16 protein-coding genes are annotated in these 24,193 nt (G+C 52.5%); 11 read left to right on the top strand and 5 right to left on the bottom strand.

Annotated elements, in window-relative coordinates; genetic code table 11:
- The first annotated feature begins 2 nt into the window (after window positions 1-2).
- The 4 genes from ACYVJM_RS22540 (at window position 3) to ACYVJM_RS22525 (ending at window position 5,403) form a co-directional block, all read left to right on the top strand.
- Window positions 3-2,777 carry a DUF1553 domain-containing protein gene (locus ACYVJM_RS22540; protein ID WP_461150485.1) on the top strand — a complete coding sequence of 925 codons (2,775 nt, stop codon included), beginning with the start codon at window positions 3-5 and terminating at the stop codon, window positions 2,775-2,777.
- A 135-nt stretch (window positions 2,778-2,912) separates the two neighbouring features.
- Window positions 2,913-3,248, top strand: coding sequence for an endonuclease domain-containing protein (locus tag ACYVJM_RS22535; protein ID WP_461150484.1), 336 nt, complete (start codon window positions 2,913-2,915; stop codon window positions 3,246-3,248).
- Window positions 3,249-3,383: 135 nt separating this feature from the next.
- Window positions 3,384-4,886, top strand: a complete 1,503-nt coding sequence (locus ACYVJM_RS22530) for a DUF1501 domain-containing protein (protein WP_461150483.1) — start codon at window positions 3,384-3,386, stop codon at window positions 4,884-4,886.
- Between the two features lie 64 nt (window positions 4,887-4,950).
- Window positions 4,951-5,403: a DMT family transporter gene (locus ACYVJM_RS22525; RefSeq protein ID WP_461150482.1), complete on the top strand. Its 453-nt coding sequence runs from the start codon at window positions 4,951-4,953 to the stop codon at window positions 5,401-5,403.
- Between the two features lie 113 nt (window positions 5,404-5,516).
- On the opposite strand, the gene gatC is transcribed toward ACYVJM_RS22525, so the two are convergent.
- From gatC to purH, 3 genes are all read right to left on the bottom strand, one after another.
- Complete coding sequence (gene gatC / locus ACYVJM_RS22520) at window positions 5,517-5,804, bottom strand: Asp-tRNA(Asn)/Glu-tRNA(Gln) amidotransferase subunit GatC (protein ID WP_461150481.1); 288 nt, start codon at window positions 5,802-5,804, stop codon at window positions 5,517-5,519.
- Window positions 5,805-5,839: 35 nt separating this feature from the next.
- Window positions 5,840-6,571: a lysophospholipid acyltransferase family protein gene (locus ACYVJM_RS22515; RefSeq protein ID WP_461150562.1), complete on the bottom strand. Its 732-nt coding sequence runs from the start codon at window positions 6,569-6,571 to the stop codon at window positions 5,840-5,842.
- Between the two features lie 101 nt (window positions 6,572-6,672).
- Window positions 6,673-8,220, bottom strand: a complete 1,548-nt coding sequence (purH, locus tag ACYVJM_RS22510; RefSeq protein ID WP_461150561.1) for a bifunctional phosphoribosylaminoimidazolecarboxamide formyltransferase/IMP cyclohydrolase — start codon at window positions 8,218-8,220, stop codon at window positions 6,673-6,675.
- A 161-nt stretch (window positions 8,221-8,381) separates the two neighbouring features.
- Here purH and ACYVJM_RS22505 point away from each other — a divergent pair, with 161 nt between their 5' ends.
- The 3 genes from ACYVJM_RS22505 (at window position 8,382) to ACYVJM_RS22495 (ending at window position 15,028) form a co-directional block, all read left to right on the top strand.
- The gene (locus tag ACYVJM_RS22505; RefSeq protein WP_461150480.1) at window positions 8,382-9,917 is read left to right on the top strand and encodes a lipopolysaccharide biosynthesis protein; all 1,536 of its coding nucleotides are present in this window, start codon (window positions 8,382-8,384) and stop codon (window positions 9,915-9,917) included.
- 193 nt (window positions 9,918-10,110) lie between these two features.
- Window positions 10,111-13,677 (top strand): CRTAC1 family protein, encoded by a 3,567-nt coding sequence (locus tag ACYVJM_RS22500; RefSeq protein ID WP_461150479.1) that lies wholly within the window; start codon window positions 10,111-10,113, stop codon window positions 13,675-13,677.
- 85 nt (window positions 13,678-13,762) lie between these two features.
- Window positions 13,763-15,028 (top strand): D-alanyl-D-alanine carboxypeptidase, encoded by a 1,266-nt coding sequence (locus tag ACYVJM_RS22495; RefSeq protein ID WP_461150478.1) that lies wholly within the window; start codon window positions 13,763-13,765, stop codon window positions 15,026-15,028.
- A gap of 191 nt (window positions 15,029-15,219) precedes the next feature.
- Here the strand turns inward: ACYVJM_RS22495 and ACYVJM_RS22490 are convergent, their stop codons facing one another.
- A complete protein-coding gene (locus ACYVJM_RS22490) occupies window positions 15,220-15,618 on the bottom strand; it encodes a PEGA domain-containing protein (protein ID WP_461150477.1) in 399 nt (132 codons plus the stop codon).
- Between the two features lie 66 nt (window positions 15,619-15,684).
- A complete protein-coding gene (locus ACYVJM_RS22485; protein WP_461150476.1) occupies window positions 15,685-16,989 on the bottom strand; it encodes an APC family permease in 1,305 nt (434 codons plus the stop codon).
- 255 nt (window positions 16,990-17,244) lie between these two features.
- Between ACYVJM_RS22485 and crcB the strand changes: the two genes are divergently transcribed.
- The 4 genes from crcB (at window position 17,245) to ACYVJM_RS22465 (ending at window position 24,169) form a co-directional block, all read left to right on the top strand.
- Window positions 17,245-17,637, top strand: a complete 393-nt coding sequence (gene crcB, locus ACYVJM_RS22480; RefSeq protein WP_461150475.1) for a fluoride efflux transporter CrcB — start codon at window positions 17,245-17,247, stop codon at window positions 17,635-17,637.
- A 29-nt stretch (window positions 17,638-17,666) separates the two neighbouring features.
- On the top strand, window positions 17,667-19,085 hold the full coding sequence (locus tag ACYVJM_RS22475; protein ID WP_461150474.1) for a M14 family zinc carboxypeptidase: 1,419 nt from the start codon (window positions 17,667-17,669) through the stop codon (window positions 19,083-19,085).
- A gap of 405 nt (window positions 19,086-19,490) precedes the next feature.
- Window positions 19,491-20,714, top strand: coding sequence for a GAF domain-containing sensor histidine kinase (locus ACYVJM_RS22470; protein ID WP_461150473.1), 1,224 nt, complete (start codon window positions 19,491-19,493; stop codon window positions 20,712-20,714).
- A gap of 566 nt (window positions 20,715-21,280) precedes the next feature.
- Entirely contained in the window at window positions 21,281-24,169 is a 2,889-nt protein-coding gene (locus ACYVJM_RS22465) for a TonB-dependent receptor (RefSeq protein ID WP_461150472.1), read from the top strand.
- Window positions 24,170-24,193: the final 24 nt, after the last annotated feature.

Here is a 24,193-nt window from a genome sequence, read left to right as displayed (position 1 = left end):
GTATGAAAACTAGCTGGGTTCTTTTAGGCGCATTGGGGGCCGGTGCTACGGTGATGCTGTCGTCGTTTCTCGGCTTTTTTGAGAAACGGGTGGACTATAATACCCAGATCAAGCCGCTGCTCAATAAGAACTGCATTGTGTGCCATGGCGGAGTCAAAAAAGCCGCCGACTTCTCCCTGCTTTTCAAACACGAAGCGCTGGCACCCGCCAAATCCGGTAAACCCGCCATCATTCCCGGCGATGCCGATAACAGCGAGATGATTCGTCGCCTGACCCTGTCGGACCCCGACGAGCGTATGCCGCTGGACCATCCGGCCCTGAAACCGGACGAAATTGACCTCCTTCGAAAATGGATCGATCAGGGTGCCGAGTGGGGCGACCATTGGGCGTATCAACCCGTTCAGAGGCCTGATGTGCCCAAGATAGGGACGTTTCTCAGCCGACTGGGTATTGCCGAAAACGACGAAACGAACTGGGCGAAAAACGAAATAGACCCGTTCATCCTGGATAAGCTTAAGCAGGATGGCCTCAAACCATCGCCGGAAGCCGATCGGGCTACGCTTATCCGACGCCTTTCTCTCGATCTGACCGGCTTACCCCCTACAGAAAAAGAAGCCGCCGATTTTCTGGCGGATAAATCGGCGAACGCTTACGAAAAAGTCGTTGACCGATTGCTGAAATCGCCCGCTTACGGTGAACGCTGGACGGGTATGTGGCTCGATCTGGCCCGCTATGCCGATACCAAAGGCTACGAACGCGATCCCGGTCGCAAGATATGGCGTTACCGCGACTGGCTCATCAAAGCATTCAACGAAGACAAGCCCTTCAATCAATTCACGATTGAGCAACTGGCGGGCGATCTGCTGCCCAAGCCCACCGATGACCAACTCGTTGCGACGGGTTTTCACCGCAACACCATGACCAATGATGAGGGCGGTACGCAGGATGAAGAGTTCCGGACGGCTGCCGTGATCGACCGGGTCAACACAACCTGGGATGTGTTTCAGGGAACGACCTTCGCCTGTATTCAATGCCACAGCCACCCCTACGACCCCTTCACGCACGACGAATATTATAAGTACCTGGCGTTCTTCAACAACACCCGCGACGAAGACGTAACGAGTGATACGCCAACGCTGCGGTTCTACAAACCCGCCGATTCGCTCAAGGTGCTTGACTTACAGCACTACATCGCATCGGCCGTATCTACGCCCAACCAGGCACAGGCCACCATCGCGCAGGTTACGCATTTGCTGCGAACCGTTGAACCCAAAATCAACTCGCACGACTTCGACCAGTACGTCAACGCGTCGCTGCTGGACGCCAAGTACTTCGGTTTTCAGGACAGGGGAGCCTGCCGGATCAGGAACGTGACCCTCACCGGCCGCCCTCGTTTGCTGATCAAGTGGGGCACCAAAGCGACGAACGCCACAGTTACCCTGCGTCAGGATAAGCCGGATGGACCTGTTCTGGCCCAGATTCCGACACCGAAGCCGGGTAAAGACACTGTGCAGATGATTGCGCTGCCCGCCGTTCAGGGTCGGCACAACCTGTACTTATCGCTGAACAGCCCCGAAAAGCCGAAAGAATGGGTGCAGATAAAATGGGTGGCTTTTACGCCCGTTTTACCCGGACAGCCTCAGAACGCCATCGGTCCAAAGGACAAACTGCTGCTGGAGCTACTGAACGCCGATGCCGAGCAAACACCTATTATGCTCGACGGTTCGGGCGATCTGGCCCGCGAAACGCATATTTTTGAACGCGGCAACTGGATGGTGAAAGGCAAGCGTGTTTTGCCCGACGTGCCGAAGTCGTTTCCCGCCATGGAGCCTAAACTGCCTAAAAACCGGCTGGGCCTCGCCCGCTGGATGGTGAGTCGGGAGCATCCGCTCACGGCGCGGGTGGCCGTAAACCGTTTCTGGGAACAGTTGTTCGGGACGGGTATTGTCGAAACGGTGGAGGACATGGGTACGCAGGGTATCCAGCCAACGCACCGGGAGTTGCTGGACTATCTGGCGGTTGAGTTCATGGAAACCGATCAGTGGAGCGTTAAAAAACTGCTGAAGAAAATGGTGATGTCGGCAACCTACCGGCAGCAGTCCAGCGCCACGCCCGAGATGCTGGCTAAAGACCCGTTCAACAGGCTTTTGGCGCGTGGGCCGCGGGTTCGGCTATCGGCCGAGGCTGTTCACGACCAGGCGCTGGCGGTGAGTAAGCTGCTGAGCCAGAAAATGTACGGACCCAGCGTAATGCCTATCCAGCCCGACGGCATCTGGCAGTCGCCCTACGACGGCGAATCCTGGAAGCAAAGTACGGGCGAAGACCTGCACCGGCGCGCGCTGTACACATACTGGAAACGCACCGCGCCCTATCCGTCGATGGTTACCTTCGACAGCCCGAGCCGGGAGTTTTGCCAGCTTCGGCGATTACGTACCAACACACCGTTGCAGGCGCTGGTAACGCTGAACGACCCGGTATATGTAGAAGCCGCCGAGCATCTGGCCAGCTACATGCGGTCGCAGGGACGAACGCCGGAGCAACAGATTCAGGCCGGTTTCCGGCAGGTCATGCTGCGCGACTTACCGTCCAGGAAACTGGCTGTGCTGGTCCGACTTTACCGAACGACCGAAGCATACTACCGCCAAAAACCCGGTGAAGTGGATAAGCTGCTGGATCGCCCCGGTGCTGACTGTTCTGCCGTCTCGCCCCAATTGGCCGCGCTGACGGTTACGGCCAACACGATGCTGAATCTGGATGAGGTGATCACGAAGGAGTAGTTGGGAGCTACCCCACCCCAAACGGTACGCCGTCGCGGCCCTCCCCTGAAAACAGGGAAGGAGCTTTACAGAGTGAAAAGGGTCTCTTTTTTAGTTAGACAGGCTTAAGAAAGCCATTGTAAGGAGAAGTGCTGTATGGGTCAGATTATTCATAATCGAAAAGGCATGGAGGAATATCGGCGGGAGCTGAGGAAGACGCCTACGCCTTTCGAGTCGTTGCTGTGGGAGCGGTTACGGAACAATCAGCTCAATGGGCGCAAGTTTCGGCGGCAGCATAGCATCGGAGTGTATATTCTTGATTTCTATTGCCCGGCTGAACGCCTTTGCGTTGAAGTGGATGGACGCGTTCATAAAACAGCGGAGGCAGCGGTCCATGATGAGATACGCGACGCCACTTTGGCGCAGTTGGACATAAACACATTACACGTCAATAACTACGAAGTTGAGGAAGATATTGAAGCGGTGCTTTAGAAGATTAGAAACTGTTTTAGCGGGTAATGTGATAGCATTTAGAAATAGCAAAGCTCGTTTTAAGAACTAAAATCCGCACATTCCCCCCTCCCCTTTTTTCAAGGGGAGGGGCCGGAGGTGGGGTAGCAACATAACATGAACAAACTCATTCAGGAACTCCGGCACGCTGCTGCCGAGCGCGAAACCCGGCGGCATTTCTTACATACCTGCTCAACAGGCCTGGGCGCTATGGCCCTTAGTTCGGTGTTGAGTAGCTGTGGTTTTTTCGGGAAAGAAGACCCGCAGACCAATGCCGTTGGGGCTGCGTCGCTATCCGGTGAGCCGACGGCCCCGCATCCGTCGCAGTACATTCCCAAAGCCAAACGGATCATCTACATCCACATGGCCGGTTCGCCGAGTCAACTGGAGTTATTCGATTATAAGCCCGAACTGGCGAAGTACAACGGTAAAGACTGTCCGCAGGCATTGCTGGAAGGAAAGAAGTTCGCCTTTATCCGGGGCACGCCCAAAATGCTGGGGCCACAGGGGAAATTTGCCCAGCGCGGACAGTCCGGGGCGTGGGTGTCGGACTACCTGCCCCATTTGCAGGGCGTAGTCGATGACATTTCGTTCCTGAAAGCCATGCATACCGACCAGTTCAACCATGCCCCGGCCCAACTGCTTATGCATACCGGCAGCGCCCGGCTGGGTCGCCCCAGCATGGGCTCATGGGTGACCTACGGGCTGGGAACCGAAAATGACAACCTGCCCGGCTATATCGTGCTGGCTTCCGGCGGCAAACAACCCGATGCGGGGAAGTCGGTTTGGGGAAGCGGCTTTCTGCCAACGGTTTATCAGGGGGTTCAGTGCCGCACCGATGGAGACCCCGTCCTGTTTGCCTCCGATCCGTCGGGCATTAGCCGCGACATTCGGAAGCAAACCATCGACGCCATCAGCCAGATCAATCAGCAACAGTACGACGAGGTCAAAGATCCCGAAATCCTGACCCGTATTGCCCAGTATGAACTGGCTTTCCGAATGCAGATGTCTGTGCCCGATGCAATGGACATCAAGAGCGAGCCGCAATATATGCTGGATAGCTACGGCGTCGATCCGAACAAGGGGTCGTTTGCCCGAAACTGCCTGCTGGCCCGGCGGCTGGTGGAGCGGGGTGTCCGGTTCGTGCAACTCTTCGACTGGGGTTGGGATACCCACGGAACCAGCGCCGACGGTTCTATCGATATTGGACTGAAGGCCAAATGCCATGAGTCAGATCAGGCCGTAGCGGCTCTGCTAAACGATTTGAAACAGCGCGGATTGCTGGACGATACGCTGGTGGTTTGGGGCGGTGAGTTTGGCCGGACACCGATGCAGGAAAACCGCGACGGGCAAACGCTGCCGTTCATGGGGCGCGACCATCACCTCGAAGCGTTCACCGTGTGGATGGCCGGGGGCGGGGTGAAGAAAGGCTTCTCGTTTGGCGAAACCGACGATATTGGCTACTACGGTGTCAAAGATAAAGTACATGTCCACGACTTGCAGGCTACCATTTTGCACCTCCTTGGCTTCGATCATACCAAACTAACCTACCAGTTTCAGGGGCGACCGTTCCGGCTGACCGATGTAGCCGGAAAGATTGTGAAGCCGATTCTTGCTTAGTGTTCGGTAGTTGGACTGGCCGATGGGCGTAAACTCGTAACAATTTCTTAATCATCTTGTTACAGTGGCAAGTTGCATTGGCTGGCGGTTGGCCACTTTCTTTGCGGCTGCGTACTGCCGGGCCATTATGAAGGAAAATATACTGTCGTGGATCTATCTGATCGGTGCAGCCGCCTGCCAGATGGCGTGGATGTACTCGCTGAAGTATATTCGGATAGACGCGCTTAAAGCGCTTCGATGGGATACATTCTACAAACCTGATGTAGGATTGCCAGCCTTGCTCCCCTGGGTGGCTTACGTTGCCTTTGGGATTGTCAATACCGTTCTGCTGGCTGTTGCCATGCGGACCATTCCAACCACAACAGCTTTTGCGGTATGGATGGCGCTTTCACTTATGTTTTTGAAAATTACGGACATCCTCTGGTTCAAGACCAGCTGGTCGTGGAGCGAGTTGTTCTTTATCCTGCTGATTGCCGCCGGGGTCATCGGTTTGAAAACCGTTGGGCCAGTTGATTAGTGTTTGGTGGAGTGCGTTCCGGGGTGTCGGCTCCTGAAACGCCAGCCCGGTCAGACCCGACGCCCCGAAACGTACTCCACCTGCTTCACCAAGCATCAATCCTCATACCACCACTACTCCAGCACTTTGGGTACTTCAAAGAACTGCTCGTTGTGCTGGGGCGCGTTAGACAGGGCCTTCTCCCGTGATAAATGATTACCGGCAAGATCTTCCCGCAACACGTTGACTTCAGCCGACATGTGCGTTAGTGGCTCAACGCCCGTGGTATTAACTTCATTAAGCTGCTCCATCCACGTCAGTACGCCGTTCAGACTGTTCAGCAAAGCCGCTTCTTCGTCGGGTTTCACCTCCAGACGAGCCAAATGAGCGATTTTATGTAAGGTTTCGTGATCTACTTTCATGAGTAAAAGAATAATTGAGCGAAAGAGTGAATGCACTAAGCGGGCACTCTAGTCTTGCTCATTAACTCTGCGTTTATGATTCGATAGGTTTCTTCTTTCAACTGCTTCACATCTGCCTGGGTCATGCCGGTTGTTTCGATGGGCGGATGAACTACGGCTTTCATCGGATACCAGTGAAAGCGAACCGGGCTTCGATCCGGCAAAATCAGGTAATTGGTTAGTAACGTTACCGGCATAATGGGCACCTGCTGCTGAATGGCCATGGTAAACGCTCCATCTTTAAACGGCACCATCTGGGGCGGCTCCGGCGCCCGGATACCACCTTCGGGAAAAATCATGATGCTTCGGCCCGAGGCCAGCGTCCGGATGGACTTTGCCAGCGAATACGCCCGGCTGTTCGGCCGATCCCGGTCGACCTGCACATGCAACTTCGCGAACATATAACCCAGCAGCGGAATAGTCTTCACATCACTCTTCCCGACAAAGGCGTAATAGTTTTTCACGATGACCCCCATCACGGCTATATCCAGATACGAAAAGTGATTGGCGCAGAAAACGTACGTCCGTTTCGGGTCGGGTTTGAATCGATGCTCTACGCGAACCGGCATCCCGATACCCCAGAAAAACAGCTTTCCCCAGATAGCATTGATCTTGTGCGCCAGCGGTTTCCAGCTGTCACGTTGGAGGAACACAAACTGGACAGGAAACAGCACCAGGTATAAGACAACAAGATACATAGCGCACCAGATCGTGTAAAGTAGCCGCATATGGTTGGCTTTCGTCATGCTGAGGAACGAAGTAGCTTAATGCATACGAACGCCCAAGTGCAAGTACGTTAAGCTACTTCGTTCCTCAGCATGACAAAAAATCAATGTTTAAAATGCCTCACGCCCGTCGTCACCATTGCCAGGCCGTGCTGGTTGCAGTAGTCGATCGAATCCTGGTCGCGGATGGAGCCGCCGGGTTGAACAACAGCCGTGATACCCGCGTTCCCGGCGATTTCGACACAGTCGGGGAAAGGAAAAAACGCGTCAGACGCCATCACTGAGCCGGTCAGGTCGAAGCCGAACGAATGAGCTTTTTCAATTGCCTGGCGGAGCGCATCCACGCGAGACGTTTGTCCGACGCCACTGGCCAGCAACTGGCCTTCTTTTGCCAGAACGATGGTGTTCGACTTTGTGTGCTTACACACCTTCAATGCGAACTCCAGCGCCCGAACTTCGCTGTCGGTTGGGGCTTTGTCGGTAACGGTGGTGAACTGACTGGCCGTTTCGGTCTGGTTGTCTTTATCCTGTTCCAGAACGCCATTCAGGATCGTTTTGAACATAACCGAAGGCAGTTCAACCGCATTGCGCTTCAGCAGAATCCGGTTCTTTTTCGATTTTAAGAGTGTGAGGGCTTCCGGGGCGTAATCGGGAGCGATCAGGATTTCCATGAACAGCTTGTTCAACTCTTCGGCGGTTTCCAGATCGACCGTAGCCGTTGTGATGACCACGCCCCCAAACGCAGAGACCGGATCGCAGGCGAGGGCGTTCAGATACGCTTCTTTGGCGGTTGGGGCGGTGGCAATACCACAGGCGTTGGTATGCTTGATGATGGCAAACGCCTTCTGGTCCAAACCCGCAAATTCATCGATCAGGCTCACGCAGGCGTCCACATCGACCAGATTATTATACGAAAGCTCTTTCCCGTGCAGTTTATCGAACATGGCTTCCAGATCACCGTAGAACGTTGCCTGCTGGTGTGGGTTCTCACCATAACGCAGATGACTGGCGGGCATCGTTCTGAAGTCATAAACCGTGCCGGTGGCGTCTGCCTTAGGGGCCTGTTCTCCCGCGAAATACGCCTGAATGGCAGTGTCGTAGTGTGAGGTGACGGTAAACGCTTTGCCGGCGTACTCACGACGGTCGGACAGATCGGTCGTTCCGTTTTTCTCAGACAGCAGCGTTACCACGTCGCCGTACTGGCTCCGCGACGACACGATCAGCACGTCATTGTAATTCTTGGCAGCGGCCCGAATGAGCGAAATACCGCCAATGTCTATTTTTTCGATGATGTCCTCATCCGACGCGCCCGACGCTACCGTTTCTTCGAACGGATACAGGTCAACAATCACCAGATCGATAGGGGGGATCTGATGCCGTTCGGCCTGGGCCAGGTCTTCCGGCATTTCCCGACGGTACAGAATACCACCCATAACGGCCGGGTGAAGCGTTTTAACACGTCCGCCAAAAATAGATGGGTAGCCCGTGAGGTCTTCGACAGCCGTAACCGGAATACCAAGTTGTTCTATAAATGCCTGAGTGCCGCCCGTCGAATATAGTTTGACGTTCTGCTCGTGTAAAAGTCGGACCAGGGGCTCGAGACCGTCTTTATAAAAAACGGAAATCAGCGCGGAGGAGATTTTGAGAGACATGGACATGGCCGGAACGCGCTCCGGCTGTTTCAGTAGATAAGTAGCAATTTTCGCGAAACAGGCTTCGGGCTGTTTCGACCTGAGGTGCAAAGATAACCAAAGGTCTTAACTTTGTCAGCCCGGTGGCCTGAAAGCCGAAACCAGAAGGTGGGTATTTCTACATGAGTACGTTTAAAAAATTAGCGAGTGATACCGCACTGTATGGTGTCAGTACAATTCTGGGTCGTTTACTCAACTACGCCCTGCTGCCCATTCAGACATACGCCTTTGTGAAACCGGCTGCTATGGCCTCCAATGTCGAATTTTATAGTTGGATCGGCGTTTTACTGGTGGTGTACACCCTGGGTCTGGAAACGGCTTTCTTCCGGTTTATGGCCCGTTCCAAAGACCAGCCGGTTGAAGAACGCAACCGGATTTTCAGTCAATCCCTCAGTATTGTCATCACGATTAGCGTACTAACGACCATTTTGCTGTGCAGTTTAGCGACGCAAATCACCCAGTGGCTTAATTATCCGGGTCAGGAGCGGTTCGTGTACTGGTCGGCCCTACTGGTGGCGATAGATGCCATTGTCGCAATTCCGTTTGCCCGGCTGCGGGTCGAGAACCGGGCTCGTGAGTTCGTATGGGCCAAAATCACGAACATTGTCATTGTCGTTGCGCTGAACGTCTTTTTCATCGTGCTGGCGAAAGACATTCACGAAGGCAAATACCTGACAGCGCTGAAGCCAATCGCCGATTTCATCTACCGGCCGTCCATTGGTCCGGGTTATATTTTTCTGGCCAATCTACTTGGTAATGGGTTATACTTTGTCATCATCCGAAAAGCTTTCGCCGGGTTTCGTTTTCAGCTCAGTGGCACACAGAGCCGGGCGTTGATCGTCTATGCATTCCCCATCATGCTCACCAACCTGGCTAGTGTGCTGAATACGCTGACCGACCGCCTGTTTTTACGGCATTCGTTGCCGCCCGATTTTTATCCGGGACTATCGCCGGAAGCCGTACTGGGTATTTATGGCAGTTGCCTGAAACTATCGGTCTTTATGGCGCTGGCGATTCAGTCGTTCAAGTTTGCCGCCGACCCCTTCTTTTTTTCCCAGGCCGAAGATAAAAAAGCTCCTGCCTTACTGGCAATGGTTACGAAGTGGTTCATTATCGTCTGCGTAGTGATCTGGGTGGGCGTTAGCCTGAACCTCGATTTGCTGGGGCAGTTATTCCTGCGCTCGAAAGCGTACCGGGTGGGACTGGATATTGTGCCGCTGCTGCTGCTGGGGAACCTGCTGCTGGGCGTGTATTACAATATTTCGTTCTGGTTCAAGCTGAGCGACAAAACGTATTACGGTACACTCATTACAGTGGTTGGCGTAACGGTAACGATTGTGCTGAACCTGGTACTCATTCCCGTTATTGGCTACATGGGCTGCGCCGTTGCCTTCGTTACGTCGACGTTCGTTATGACGGCGCTGTGTTACCTGCTGGGCGAAAAATACTACCCCGTGCCCTACCATGTAAGCTCGGCGGTGGGGTATATTGGGGGAGCCGGGCTGCTCATCTGGGCGTGCTGGCAGTATCCCATCGCCAATCTCTGGGTTGCCGTGCCGGTTCACATGGCGCTATTCGGGCTGTTCATCGGCCTCATGCTGTTCATTGAACGGAACACTCTCCAGCCGATGGTGGCGCGATTTCGAAAACGGAAATAGAGGTTTATTGAACTCATGTAAAGAGTATCATTAGGTTTTGAGAAACCTAACGTGCCAGGTTAAAGAACCTGACATCACTCGAACCTTTGTTCGGGTATTAAAAACCGGCCAATTATGATTTTGGGGATTTTTTATAGGTAAATTTGGGGATAAACTGATTCGTCTGCCACCGTAAAAAGGCACATTAGTATTCATGAAATCATCTTTTCGAAATAGCGGTTGGGTAGTACCCGTCGCGTTTCTGTTTCTACTGACCGGCTGCCGTGAGAAGCCCCTTTTTGAGCGGCTCGATTCGTCGGATACGGGTATTACCTTCGCCAATACCATCACCGATAGTGATACGCTTAATATTCTGAACTATCAATACATCTACAATGGTGGGGGCGTGGGCGTGGGTGACTTCAACGGCGACCAGAAGCCGGACGTATTCTTCGCCGGGAACCAGGTATCGAATCGACTGTATATCAACGAGACCGAAACGGGCCAGAGCCTTCATTTTAAAGATGTTACACAAACGGCTGGCGTTGGCGGTAATGGCCGCTGGTGTTCGGGTGTATCTGTAGTGGATGTAAATGCGGATGGGAAACTGGACGTCTATATCTCCACAACCCTTCACAAAAAAGCCGCGAATCGGACCAATCTGCTGTATGTCAATCAGGGGAATGACGACAGCGGTGCCCCCAAATTCCGGGAAATGGCCGCAGACTATGGCGTTGCTGATACGACCTTCTCGACCCACTCCGCCTTTTTCGACTACGATAACGACGGCGATTTGGACCTGTTCGTGCTGGTCGACCAAATTGACGATCCCAAAAATCCGACCAATTTACGGGCGCGGGTCAATGACGGGACATCGCCCAACATCGACCGGCTCTACCGGAATGATTTCGACTCGACCCGTGGTCATGCCTACTTCACCGATGTGACGCTAAAAGCGGGGTTACTGGCCGAAGGCTTCGGTTTAGGGGTGAACATCTGCGACATTAACCGCGATGGCTGGAAGGATATTTACGTTACCAACGACTTCGCCAGTAGTGATGTGCTCTACGTCAACAACCATGATGGCACCTTCACGAACCGGGCGCATGAGTCCTTCAAACATACCAGCTCGTCGGCAATGGGAAATGACGTGGCGGATATCAATGGCGACGGTCTGGCCGACATCATTGTGATGGATATGCTGCCCGAAGACAACCTTCGCAAGAAGAGCCTGATGGGTCCCAGCAGTTACTATGCCTACCAGGAATGGGACCGGCTGGGCTACGAGCATCAGTATGCCCGCAATACCCTGCAACTAAATCAGGGCGTACGGCCCAGAGATACATCGAAAGTCGGCATGCCGGTTTTCAGCGAGATCAGCATGCTGTCGGGTGTGGCCGAAACGGAGTGGAGCTGGTCGCCGTTGCTGGCCGATTTCGATCAGGATGGCTACCGGGACTTGCTGGTAACCAATGGGTTTCCCCGAGATATTACAGACCGCGACTTCACGAACTACTACAGTTCGGTGAACACGTACCTGACCGATGCCCTTCGTAAAGAACTGACCGAGAAGATGCCGAGGGTTAAAGTAAGCGATTACGCTTACCGCAACCGGGGCGATGCCACGTTTGAGAATGTAACCGAACGCTGGGGTATGAGTGAGCCCAACTTCGCTAATGGAGCGGCTTATGCGGACTTCGACGGCGATGGCGACCTCGATTATGTCGTGAGCAACATTGACGACGAAGCTTTCGTATACCGCAACACGCTGGTCGATAAAAAGGCGGAACAGGCGCATTACCTCCGGATTCAATTCAAGGGCGATGGCGCTAACCCAATGGGCCTGGGCGCTCTGATCGAATATGAATTGCCCGATGGCCGGAAAGAATTTTACGAGCATACGCCCTACCGGGGTTTCCTGTCGAGTGTCGACCCGATTGCTCATTTCGGACTGGGCAAGCATACAACTATAAAAAACCTGAAAGTAACCTGGCCCGGTGGTCGGGTGCAGATTCTGCCCGCCGTTAACGCCAACCAAACCATCATGCTCAAGGCAGCCGATGCGAAACCCGGCGAAACCAACGAGACGATTTCGGCACCAAAAACCCTGCTACAGGATATTACTGCCGATTTAGGAGTAACCTACAAGCACGAGGAAAATGACATCATTGATTTCAACGGGCAGAAAACCCTGTTGCATAAGCTTACTGAATATGGTCCGGCGCTGGCCGTCGGTGACGTAAATGGCGATGGCCTTGCCGATATGGTGGTGGGCGGAAGCTCCAAATACTCGACAGAGTTGCTGCTGCAACAGCCAACGGGCCGCTTCGTGCTGAAACCGATGCCAACCAAGCTATCGGAGGATGCCGGTCTGCTGCTGTTTGATGCCGATGCTGATGGTGATCTTGACCTGTACATTGCCAGCGGCAGTCCCGAATTCTCGCCCGAGCAGATGAAGGAGGCCATGCGTCACCGGCTCTACGTGAACGACGGCAAAGGAAACTTTACCCTGGCCCCCAATGCGCTGCCCGACTTCCGCGTCAATGGCTCCTGCGTAAAAGCCGGAGATTTTGACAACGATGGTGATCTCGACCTGTTCGTTGGCGGGCGGGTTGAACCGAACAAATACCCCATGGGCGTGCCGAGCTACCTGCTACGGAATGATGGGTCCGCCGTCGCGGGTCAGAAAGGAAGTCCGAAATTTACGGATGTTACGGCGCAGGTAGCGCCAACGCTCGCCAAAGCGGGTTTGACCTGCGATGCGCTTTGGACCGACTATGACAACGACGGCTACCCTGACCTGATGTTGGCCAGCGAGTGGGGCCCCATAACCATGCTTCACAATGTGAAAGGGAAGTTGCAACCTCTCGAAAACAGCGGACTCAACGACAAACTCGGCTTCTGGAACTCACTAACTCCCGGCGACTTCGATAATGACGGCGACATTGATTATCTGGCCGGAAACATTGGTCTGAACACCTTACTCCGCGCCAGCAACGAACGCCCGGTACGGATTTACGCCGGTGACTTCGACAACAACGGCTTCTACGATGCATTTACATCGGTCTACTTCAAAAACGCCAAAGGTCAGTACGAAGAATACCCCTATTTCGGTTGGGACGATATGGTGAAGCAAATGATTGGTATCAAAAAACGGTACGTGAATTATGCGCCGTTCGGCGAAGCCACCATAAGCCAGATATTGACTGAAGAGGAACGGGCTCAGGCACTGAAACTGACGGCCAACTACATGCAGAGCAGTTATGTTGAAAATCAGGGAAATGGAAAGTTTGCTGTGCGACCACTTCCGGTTATGGCGCAAATGGCCCCACTCTTCGGCATGCTGGCGCAGGACGTCGACGGCGACGGTAATCTGGACGCCGTTCTGGTCGGCAATGAGCACGGCAGCGATCTGGTAGCCGGACGCATGGACGCCTTTAACGGCCTCGTGCTCAAAGGCGACGGAAAAGGTAATTTCAGGCCACTGCCCATCGACCAATCCGGTTTTTACGCCCCTGGCAATGCGAAAGCCCTGGTGAGCCTGCCCGATGCAAAAGGGCATTCGCTTCTGGCCGTTACGGAAAATCGGGGGCCACTGCGCCTGTTTGCCGTGCAGCAACCAGAAACATTTACCCCCGTCGATGCCACTACAACATCGGTTACGATACGGTTGAAAAACGGGAAAGTTCGGCGGCAGGAGATTCCGTTCGGCACGTCTTTCTACGGTCAGTCAGCGCGGGGCGTGTGGCTGCTTCCGGGTGAGCAGATCGTTAAGAAGTAAACCGCTTGTCTGGGCCAAGCTCCAGCCTGGTCCTAGGTCTCCATTCTGGTATACAAGGCCAAGCTGGAGCTTGGCCCAGACAGGTATGAAATTAAGCTTATTCCTTTTTTTTTCGCTAACGATCATTGGTTGTTCGCCAGCCCGGCGTATCAGCCGTGAACTGCGAACCAATCCGGCCTATACCGATCACTTTACAGGAGTAGCCCTGTATGCCCCCGGTCAGAAGCGGGCGTTGATTCAGCACAATGCTGACAAGCCGTTTACACCCGCATCGAATACCAAGCTGTTCAGCTTTTACGCGGGCCTGCTTTCCCTCCGGGACTCGTTGCCGGCTCTCCGCTACATTGTCCGAAACGATTCGCTGATTTTCTGGGGCACGGGCAACCCGTTGCTGCTGCACCCGGATTTGCCCGATACAACGGCGCTGGCGTTTCTGCGAAGTCGAACCGAGCGATTGTTTTTCTCCCCCGCAAATTACAGCGGCCCGCGTTTTGGGCCGGGTTGGGCCTGGGATGATTATAATGACGACTACTCGCCCGAACTGGCCCCGTTGCCGATATATGGTAACGTTGTGCGCTTTTCTGCCGGAAAAATAAGCCCTGCCCGCTTTAGCGATAGTACGCGTACCTTGGTCGATGCGCCCAATGGCATTCGTCGGGCCGAGTTTTCGAACCAGTTCGTTCGTCCGGCCAATGGGACTATTAAACGGCAGGATGTCCCCTTTCGATGGGCGGGTGAATTAGCGGCTCAGTTGCTGGCCGATACGCTCCATCGGGCGGTGGACGTTGTGAATATACCGATGGCGGCAAACGCCCGGCTGCTGCGCGGCTCATCTACTGATTCGCTCTACAAACGGATGCTCTATGTGAGCGATAATCAATTTGCGGAGCAGGTGCTGTTCATGGCCTCCGCCGAACACAGTACAGGGCCGCTCAAGCCACTAACGGAGTTGGGTCGAACGGCCGATAGCCTTCAGCATTCAACCCGGCTGGCCGGTTTAGCCCGTTGGGTCGATGGGTCGGGTTTGTCACGGTACAATCTGTTTACGCCTAACGTGCTGATTGACTTACTTGGCCGGATTTATGCCAAAGTGCCGCAGCAACGGTTGTTTGCCCTATTGCCAGCCGCCGGACAGTCGGGTACGCTGAAGAGCCTGAATATGGACGGGAAACCGTACGTATTCGCCAAATCCGGCTCCATGACCGGCGTGTATAACCTGAGCGGATACATACTGACAAAGCGGAACAAGCTGCTTTATTTCAGCATCATGCACAACAACTTCACCCAAACCGTGAGTGAAATGCGCCAACGAACAGCTGAGTTGCTCAAGGAAATTCACGAACGGTTTTGACTTGTAGCTAACGAGAGGAATAGCCGCGTGGCGGACTACTATTCGTAGAAGCAGGTAGTGGCGAACTCAATTGGCGTGCCATAGGTACGCAACCTATCGATAGTAAACAACGAAATCACATCGTTCACCTTAGCTGATTAAATGCGGTGATTAGATGGTTTATTCTCCGCGTACTATGCGGAGAATAAGGCTTAATTCGTCTCTTTCTTCTTTTCTAACTCCATCGAATACGCCTTTTGGTCATACTTCATGACGGCTCCGGTGGCAACGTCGATGCCCCAGCCCAAAATACCGAACAGGTTCAAGACACTGACGGCGTTAAACTCTTTGGTTAAATCGAACGTACGGGGATGGTATCCGTCGAGGTTCATCGTCACTGTTCGGGCTGCGATGCTGCGCGTTACGGGTACATCGACGGGTGTGCGCCCAACGTCGAGGCCTTGGATCTGAACTTTAGCGCCCGATGGCTGACTCTCGAAGTGAATGGTGTCTTTAGTACCGGTAAATAGTGTAGCACAGCTTTGGAGGCTAAGTAAACTAATTGCTGCGGTGACGACGAAAAAGTGTTTGGACGTACTGGTGTTATCCATAGCGTAAATACAAGATTAGTTTTTACAAATAAACCAATCAAATATTCACATACAAACATGTTATAGTTATTTTTTTATGAACAAATACACCGGGTAACTCACCGCTATAAAGCCAAGTGCATACATACTACTCGAAAAATCGCCGATCACGACGCCGAGTAGAAACGCCAGGGAAGCGATGAGTAACGTCCAGGTTGAAAAAGGATAACCCCACGCGTGAACGGGCCGGGCAAGTTCCGGCTCGGCTTGGCGCAGGCGAATTAAAGCCGCAAAAGCCGAAGCGTAGCAGAGTACGAAGAAGAAGGTGGCAATATCCGAGAGTTTGCTGTACGTATTGGTCAGAATCATCAGAATAGATGCACCGGCCGTCAGCAGCGTAGCGTTCAGCGGGGTGCCCCCCGAATTGACCTGCGTCACAAAGCGGAAAAAGAGACCGTCGCGGCCCATGGCGAAAATAACGCGGGGGTTGAACATGATTTGGGCATTGATGATCCCCATTATGGAAATCATCAATAGAAACGTAACAACCTGTGCACTGCCCGGCCCGAATAGCACCTGCACGGCATCGGCCGCCGGTAGTTTCGTGCCCGCCAATGCCGAAACGGGCAGTACATAGAGCAAAGCCAGATTCACCAGCACATAGATGCCGATGATCAGCAGCACCCCGCTAATCATGGAACGGGGGAGGTTCCGGCTGGGGTCAACATCTTCTTCGGTAAAATAAGCTGCGGTATGCCAGCCATCGTAGGTATAAAAAACCGCCTGTAAAGCGGCTAGCACACCCAGCCAAACGCCACCCTCGGCCAGTGGTCGGATGGTTTCGGCGGTAGCGGCAACCGGCTGATCGGGTTTAACAACGAAGCAAACGACAACGAACACCAGCAAGCCTACCCCCTTCAGCACGCTCATAACCTCCTGCGCCCGGCTCGCCAGTTTTACTCCCACAGAATGGAAGGCTACAAAAGCCGCTAGAATGCCGATGGCAATAATTTTCTGGTAGTCTGCCAGCGAAGGGGCCAGCAGACTGGTGTATTCGCTCATAACGGCGGCTCCAAACGCCATAGCAGACACACTGCCGAGCCAGCTGCTGATGCCGATGATGAAGCCCGCGTAATTGCCGAACGCCCGCCGGGCATATACATACCAGCCCCCGGCTTTGGGCAGCATGGTACCCAGTTCCATGACCGAGAGCGACCCCGCCAACGCATACACGCCCACAATCAGCCAGACGGCAATGATCAGAATCGGGTTGCCGATGTCCTGCGCAATGGGGCCGGGCTTCCGTAAAATGCCGGTGCCAATAGTGCCGCCAATTGTAACGGCCACGCCGAAACCGACGCCTAATAGTTTCTTAAGTTGATTTTGGGCCATAGTCGGGAGGTGGGGCAGCGTTTGGGGCTATTTTACAATGATAGCGAAAAAAACGGCCCATCTGTGATTCTAATGGGTGTTCCGCCGTTCAGCGTTGCCGATTTTCGTAAGTTTGGTTTTTGGTACTGTAATGCAAGCGTCAGCCCGGCAACCGTCCCGGTCGGGCGTAACACCCTATAGCTTCAGGTTGGGTGTTAGTCGCGTTAGCGACAAGATGGTTGTAGTATTGGAATCTCATAAATTAATTGCTTCCCTATGCGAGCTTTGCTGATGCATTCGTACATACTGGTTTTTGTGGGGGGTGGGGCCGGGAGTCTGCTTCGGTACGTTACGGGCAGGCTGCTGCCGGCAACCCTGCTGGGTGCGCCCTTCCCAGCCGCTATTCTGGCCGTAAATGTTTTCGCGAGCCTAATACTTGGTGCCGTTACAGGCTGGGTGCTCAGCCGCGTTACGGGCGACGATATGCGTCTGCTGATTGGTGTCGGCTTTTGCGGGGGGCTCAGCACCTTTTCCAGCTTTAGTAACGATACCGTCGCGCTTCTGCAGAACAACCGGCTGGGAGCCGCCTTTATGAATATTGGTCTTAATGTAACCCTTTGTTTACTGGCTTCGGCTGGCGGGCTCTGGCTTGGACAAAAAACAGCATGAAGCTACCCCTCTTTCTCCCTCTATTTCTAATGATCTCAACTCACTTGCCCGCTCAGGAAGAAGCCCGTCGGTTACACGACGCCCACGACACCTACAAAGAAAAAGCCTTTACCCACCGCCGATTCAAACATGCCGAAATGGTGCCCGTTTTGCAGGCAGTTGGGCAACCGCTGTCGGTGAGTCAGGTAGGGGAGTCGCTGGAGAAACGAGCCATTTACCAGGTGAAGGCCGGGACGGGTACAACAAAGGTTCTGCTCTGGAGCCAAATGCACGGCGACGAAGCTACAGCCACCATGGCGCTGTTCGACATTTTCAATTTCCTACAGGCCAAAAATGACGGTTTTGACGCCTTCCGGCAGACTATTCTGGATAAGACAACGCTCTATTTCGTGCCGATGCTCAATCCCGACGGTGCCGAGCGTTTCCAGCGCCGGACAGCTACGGACATCGACATGAACCGGGATGCGTTGCGGCTCCAGACGCCGGAAGGGGCTTTGCTCAAGCAGATGCAGCAGACGCTCAAGCCACTGGTTGGCTTTAACCTGCACGACCAGAATCCGCGTTACGGGGTGGGCAAAACCGGCAGGCAGGCGGTGGTGTCTTTCCTGGCTACGGCCTACGACGAAGACCGGAACATCAACGACGTACGCCAGCGATCCATGCAGCTCATTACGGGCATGAACCGCGTGTTGCAGCAATTCATACCCGGTCAGGTGGCGCGTTACGACGATGAGTTCGAGCCCAGGGCTTTTGGTGATAATATTCAGAAATGGGGAACAACGCTGATTCTTATCGAATCGGGTGGGTTCAAGGGCGACTCAGAGAAGATGACGATTCGGCGGCTGAATTTTGTGGCTATCCTGTCAGCGTTAAAATCCATTGCCGATGGGTCGTACCGGCAGGAAGGCGTTGCCGAATATCAGGCTATTCCCGAAAACGGCCGTGCGCTGTTCGATGTGCTTATTCGCAACGCAACGGTCGTGCGTGAAGGCAAAAACGTAGTAGTTGATGTGGGTATCAATTACAGTGAGGTCAATGACAAGGAAGCCAGAACGTTTCAGTACAAAAGCAGCATCGACGATATCGGCGATTTATCGACTTTTTATGGGCTGGACGAAATCGATGCCACTGGCCTGACCCTCGTTCCGGCGAAAACATATGCCGATGTACTCAACGCTGCCGCTGATCTGGACAAACTCGATTTACCTGCCCTCCGGCGCGAGGGTATTGTGTTGTTTAAACTAAAGCAGGCTGACAAAGAAAGTCAGCCGAAGCAATTGGTGCATCTATTGTATGAGGGGGAAGCTCCGGCGCAACCGCTTCAACTAGAACAGGTGCCTACCTTTCTGTTAATGAAAGGGAAACAAATTCGATACACCTTCATAAACGGATTCTGGCAGGAGAAACGTGAAGGTATCAACAGCCCGCAGAATGGTATAATCGACTAGGTCTGGAGGTGTTGTAGTATATATAACGTTAACGTAACTGTATCGTAATATTGATGTAATACGGGGTGCCTACCTTTACTGCATAGATCGTCGCCGGAAGGCGGCAAGTAAAATTCTTATATTGGTGTCGCCGGAAAGGCCAGCGCATTGCACTGGCTTTTTTCTTTTTCTAAGCGGGTCAGTGCATTCCAGTGCACAGCGTAAACAATTGCGCCTTGTCAGTAAACGTAGTTTCAGGTCAGTCGGTAAAATAGTTAGATGAAAAGTAGCATTAAATTCTATACAAATAATAGATTAAATACTAGGCTTTTATAGTATATTTATTGTTCTTACCTATATATTTACCGAACCTAAAGGTATATATAAATAATATATTATAAACCGTACTGTACTTCTTATCAAGAAATGAAAACTAATTACTTAGTTCCTGAGAACGAATTCCAACGACTTGTTGACCTGGCTGATCTGGATCTGGATTATTCAGGGCTGCAGGACAAATTTAAAGACCTTACCCGGCTGGCAGCCAAAGTAACCGGAACAGAAATCTCCCTGATTAATCTTATCGATTCCTACACACAGTGGACTGTTACCAATCATGGGTTGGACCTGGATTCCATGCCTCGTGAAAACTCCGTTTGTCAGTATACCATTCTGGAGCCTGACAGCTTTGAAGTCAAAGACTTACGACTCGATAGCCGTTTTTCAGGCCAATCTTACGTGGCCGACGATCCTCGTTTGCGTTATTATTTCGGTATACCGTTAAAATCGAGCAACGGCCACCACCTTGGTGCTCTTTGTGTTCTCGACACAGACACAAAAGAGCTTGATCCGGAAAAAATCGATCTGCTGCGAATAATAGCGGCTGAGGTTGTTAGCCGACTGAACACGATTCGGGAAATTCAATATTTAAAACAGCAGGCATCTGACCTCAACGAATCTCGAAAACGGGCAGCGCACGACATTCGGGGGCCTTTGGGAGGTATTATCAGCATGGCTCAGCTCGTTACCAACGGGGGAGACAGTTTTAAACTCAAAGAGATACTGGATTTTATCCAAATGATTCAAATGAGCAGTAAATCACTGCTTGAACTGGCGGACGAGATTCTGGTTAACGATGATAAGTGGAAGCACGAAAACGAAACTTCTTATCAAAAAGAGGTCTTCCATCAGGCAAAACTGAAAGCGGGTCTGGAAAAACTGTACGCTCCGCAGGCACTCGCCAAGGGAATTAAATTCTCAGTTTCGACCGAAGCATCGACGGAATTGATTCCGTTCTCCCGCAATAAGATCGCTCAGATTGCCGGTAATTTGATTTCCAATGCCATTAAGTTTACGCAGGAAGGCGGTGAGGTGCAGGTTAAAACCAAGTTGGCAGTGGAGGGCTCATACAACATCCTCAGCCTTACCGTTCAGGATTCCGGTACAGGCATGACAAGCGAAAAAATAGCTACCATATTGAACGGGCAGAATCGTTCGAGTAACGGAACTGCCGGCGAATCGGGCTATGGGTTTGGACTTCCGCTGGTCAAACACCTGGTCGATACCTTAAACGGACAGATTACGGTTACATCTACCCCCGGGGCCGGAACCTGTTTTGAGGTAAGCCTACTGCAACAGAAGACAAGTTGATACTTTTTGAGAGTGATGTCCACTCAACGGATGTCACTCTCCTTCTTCCTCCCAGCTAAACTACTTCAGGTTGAAATAGTAGAAAATAGGCTGTGTTAACAACGGATCTAGGCATTACGAAGGAGCAGCGTGAAAAAATTACGTCTATCCGAATGTATACTATTACCTGAATGTTACGAAAACGTGTTTTCTGATAACCACGATTCAAATTTACTTTTATCGCTATTTTTATTGCAATTTGTTGATTAGTAGGTGTTTATAGCGTAGTATTCTTTTTTTGCGTATAATTTGGTCTACATCATATCAATAGGTAAAGGAAGAGTAAGCTGGTCTTCGCTTGTTTAATCAATCAAAACAAAAATGAACTAAAAGGTGAGTTTAGCCAATAAAAAGTGGCTGATAGTAATGCAATTGGGCCAAAAAACGCCTGATTTTAGTTGAAGCGTAACTTTGATAATCAACCGGTTGTGTTATTAATAACTCGCCAAAAGTTAATATTCGTGTAATATTAAGGTAATACTGTGCAGGTAGTTTTGCAGCGCTTAAAAGCGATACCAAAACTAAAAATGAACCGCAACGTATTACTTATCCTCTTCTCCCTGCTGTCAACGGCTCTTTTTGCGCAGACCGGCATTATCCGGGGAACCGTTAAAGACGGAAAAACAAAAGAATCTCTTATTGGCTGTACCGTGCGTGTAGACGGTACCCAACTCGGCAGCACTACCGACATCGAAGGCAACTTCAATCTGGCCAACGTGCCCGCCGGTACACACAAAATTGTTATTTCGTACGTCTCTTACAAGACTCGGGAAATTCCTAACGTTCGGGTTGAGTCAGGCAACACCACGGCCATCGAAACCGAACTGGACGAAGAAGGCACATCCCTTCAGGAAGTAGTAGTCCGGGCCAATAAGGCAACCAATACCGAAATTGCCGTTATCACCGAAATCAAGCAGCTGAAGCCGATTGCCGTTGGTATTTCGGCCCAGCAGATTCAGAAGTCACAGGACAGGGATGCCGCAGCGGCCATTCGTCGGGTGCCGGGTGTAAGTATTGTCGACAATCGCTTCGTGCTCATTCGCGGGTTGGCCGCTCGCTACAATTCGGTACTGATCAACGATGTGATCACCCCCTCTACTGAGGTAGATACCCGTTCATTCTCCTTCGATCTTGTTCCCAGCAACATCATCGACCGGATGATCGTCTATAAATCAGGCTCGGCGGATCTGCCCGGTGACTTTGCCGGTGGTATTGTTAAAATTTACACCAAGCGCCGTCCCGACCAGAACTTCATGGATGCCGGACTGACCTTCGGTTATCGCGGTAATACAACATTCCAGACAGTGCAGTCGCAAAGCCGCTCGGGTTTAAACGCACTGGGGCTTTGGGATGCCAGCCAGCAACTACCAACGAGCTTTCCGGCAAAATCCGCTGACTTTAACGCGTTGAATCCGTTGCAGCGGGCAGCTTATGCCCGGTTGTTGCCGAATACATGGGCACTGAAAGACTTGTCTATATCGCCTGATGTCCGCTTCGCTCTTAATCTGGGCCGCCGGTTCGATGTTGGCGATGTGCGGGTCAGTAACCTGACGAGTATTAACTATTCGATGACGAACCAGTTTTCGAACATCGACCTCAAGTTGTACGATAATGGTACCATTGCCAATGCCGTTACCCAGCAATATAACGATGCGAACTACGCTCGACAGACTCGTCTGGGTATTCTTCATAACTGGTCGGCGCGGTTCTCGCCCGGTTTCACGCTGGAATGGAAAACGTTGTTCAATCAGCTGAGCACGACCGAAACGGTGGTTCGGACGGGGGCACAAGTAGCTGAGGGGTACGACGTTCGGAGTTACTCACAACGTTTTGAAAACCGGAGTATACTGACCACACAACTGGCGGGTGAGCACACTATCAGTCCGCTGACAAAAATTAACTGGGTAGGTAGCTTTGGCTACACGGGTCGCTGGGAGCCGGATTGGAAACGGGCTCGTTACCTTCGTCCAACGGGTACAATGGGCAGTGATGGCCGGCCAGCTCCCTTCCTGATCGCTACCCCGAACGACCCAACACCAACAGAAGTGGGTCGGTTTAATTCAAAACTGCACGAGTATGTGATCTCGGCCATTGGTAACGGTGAGCACACGTTTGGCAACCCCACAGACCGTGAGCCCAACAAAATCCGGTTTGGCGTCTATGCCGAGCAGAAAAACCGCGATTATGCCGCCCGCTTTTATGGCTACCAGGCCATCGGCGGTGCATCGGCTGCCAAACAGCGCGATATCGCCACGGCTTTTGCCCCACAAAATGTAACGGGTTCGGAAGGGGGATTCTCCATGCTCGACGGCACCCGCGACCGCGATGCTTACAAAGGCCTGAATACCTATCTGGCGGGTTATGTTAGTGGCGACGTGTACTTTGGGCCGAAGGCAAACCTGACGCTGGGTTTCCGGGGCGAATACAACGATCAGGGTATCAAATCGAACGTCAACGGTGTTGAAACCCGGCTCGTTACCAACCGGATTTTCAGTCCGCTGCCCTCACTCAACTTTACCTATAAACTCAGCGACCGCATGAACCTGCGTTTTGCTTACTCTTCATCGGTAAACCGGCCGGAGTTCCGCGAGCTGGCTCCGTTCAACTACTACGATTTCAACCTGCTGGCCGATATTCAGGGGAATACGACCCTCACCACGGCGAAAATTCAGAACGTCGATGCCAAGTGGGAATTTTACCCAAGCCAGAACGAGCTGATTTCGGTAACGGGTTTTTACAAGCACTTTACGAACCCGATCGAGTCCTACCTGTTATTTCAGGGCAATGGCCTGGCCTATACCTTCACCAATGCGCAGTCGGCACAGAACTACGGCGTAGAACTTGAGTTTCGGAAAGGCTTCCAGAATTCGGCGAGTGCATTCCTGCAGAATCTGTCGGTAGTGGGTAATGTATCGCTTATCAAGAGCCAGGTGAACGTGGGAGACATCGTAACCGCTCCCGACCTGAGCGGAACGATTCAGCAATACGATATTCGAAATATTGCCGATACCAAACGGGCACTGGCGGGTCAATCGCCTTACCTGATCAATGCGGGTATATACTATGCCGCGCCTAACTCCGGCTGGCAGTGGAATGTGCTCTATAACGTATTCGGTCAGCGGATTTTCACGGTGGGCAACAGCCAGAACCCAACCGTTTATGAAATGCCCCGTAACGTCATTGACCTCAATCTGACCAAGCAATTCAACAAGAAGCTCGAACTGCGATTCGGCGTGCAGGATCTCCTGAACCAGTATGTACGGTTCGCGCAGGATTTCAACCGCGACGGTAAAATTGGCAGCGACGTGACCTCGCAAACGGCCGGTGCTGATCAGATGGTTCGCAAGTTCAAGCGTGGAAGTTATTACACCGTCAGTGCTATTTATACGTTCGGCCGTCGAACGGTCATTCCTTAATTACCTCTGTTTATTTACTCCAAA

It is taken from the genome of Spirosoma pulveris (genome assembly GCF_054781875.1).
Note: the sequence above shows the minus strand (reverse complement) of the source record. Positions and strands in the feature narration are given on the sequence as shown.

Coding starts and splice junctions, on each gene's coding strand:
- ACYVJM_RS22540 (WP_461150485.1), top strand. CDS start 3: ATGAAAACTAGCTGGGTTCTTTTAGGCGCATTGGGGGCCGGTGCTACG.
- ACYVJM_RS22535 (WP_461150484.1), top strand. CDS start 2,913: ATGGGTCAGATTATTCATAATCGAAAAGGCATGGAGGAATATCGGCGG.
- ACYVJM_RS22530 (WP_461150483.1), top strand. CDS start 3,384: ATGAACAAACTCATTCAGGAACTCCGGCACGCTGCTGCCGAGCGCGAA.
- gatC (WP_461150481.1), bottom strand. CDS start 5,804: ATGAAAGTAGATCACGAAACCTTACATAAAATCGCTCATTTGGCTCGT.
- ACYVJM_RS22515 (WP_461150562.1), bottom strand. CDS start 6,571: ATGCGGCTACTTTACACGATCTGGTGCGCTATGTATCTTGTTGTCTTA.
- purH (WP_461150561.1), bottom strand. CDS start 8,220: ATGTCTCTCAAAATCTCCTCCGCGCTGATTTCCGTTTTTTATAAAGAC.
- ACYVJM_RS22505 (WP_461150480.1), top strand. CDS start 8,382: ATGAGTACGTTTAAAAAATTAGCGAGTGATACCGCACTGTATGGTGTC.
- ACYVJM_RS22500 (WP_461150479.1), top strand. CDS start 10,111: ATGAAATCATCTTTTCGAAATAGCGGTTGGGTAGTACCCGTCGCGTTT.
- ACYVJM_RS22495 (WP_461150478.1), top strand. CDS start 13,763: ATGAAATTAAGCTTATTCCTTTTTTTTTCGCTAACGATCATTGGTTGT.
- ACYVJM_RS22490 (WP_461150477.1), bottom strand. CDS start 15,618: ATGGATAACACCAGTACGTCCAAACACTTTTTCGTCGTCACCGCAGCA.
- ACYVJM_RS22485 (WP_461150476.1), bottom strand. CDS start 16,989: ATGGCCCAAAATCAACTTAAGAAACTATTAGGCGTCGGTTTCGGCGTG.
- crcB (WP_461150475.1), top strand. CDS start 17,245: ATGCGAGCTTTGCTGATGCATTCGTACATACTGGTTTTTGTGGGGGGT.
- ACYVJM_RS22475 (WP_461150474.1), top strand. CDS start 17,667: ATGATCTCAACTCACTTGCCCGCTCAGGAAGAAGCCCGTCGGTTACAC.
- ACYVJM_RS22470 (WP_461150473.1), top strand. CDS start 19,491: ATGAAAACTAATTACTTAGTTCCTGAGAACGAATTCCAACGACTTGTT.
- ACYVJM_RS22465 (WP_461150472.1), top strand. CDS start 21,281: ATGAACCGCAACGTATTACTTATCCTCTTCTCCCTGCTGTCAACGGCT.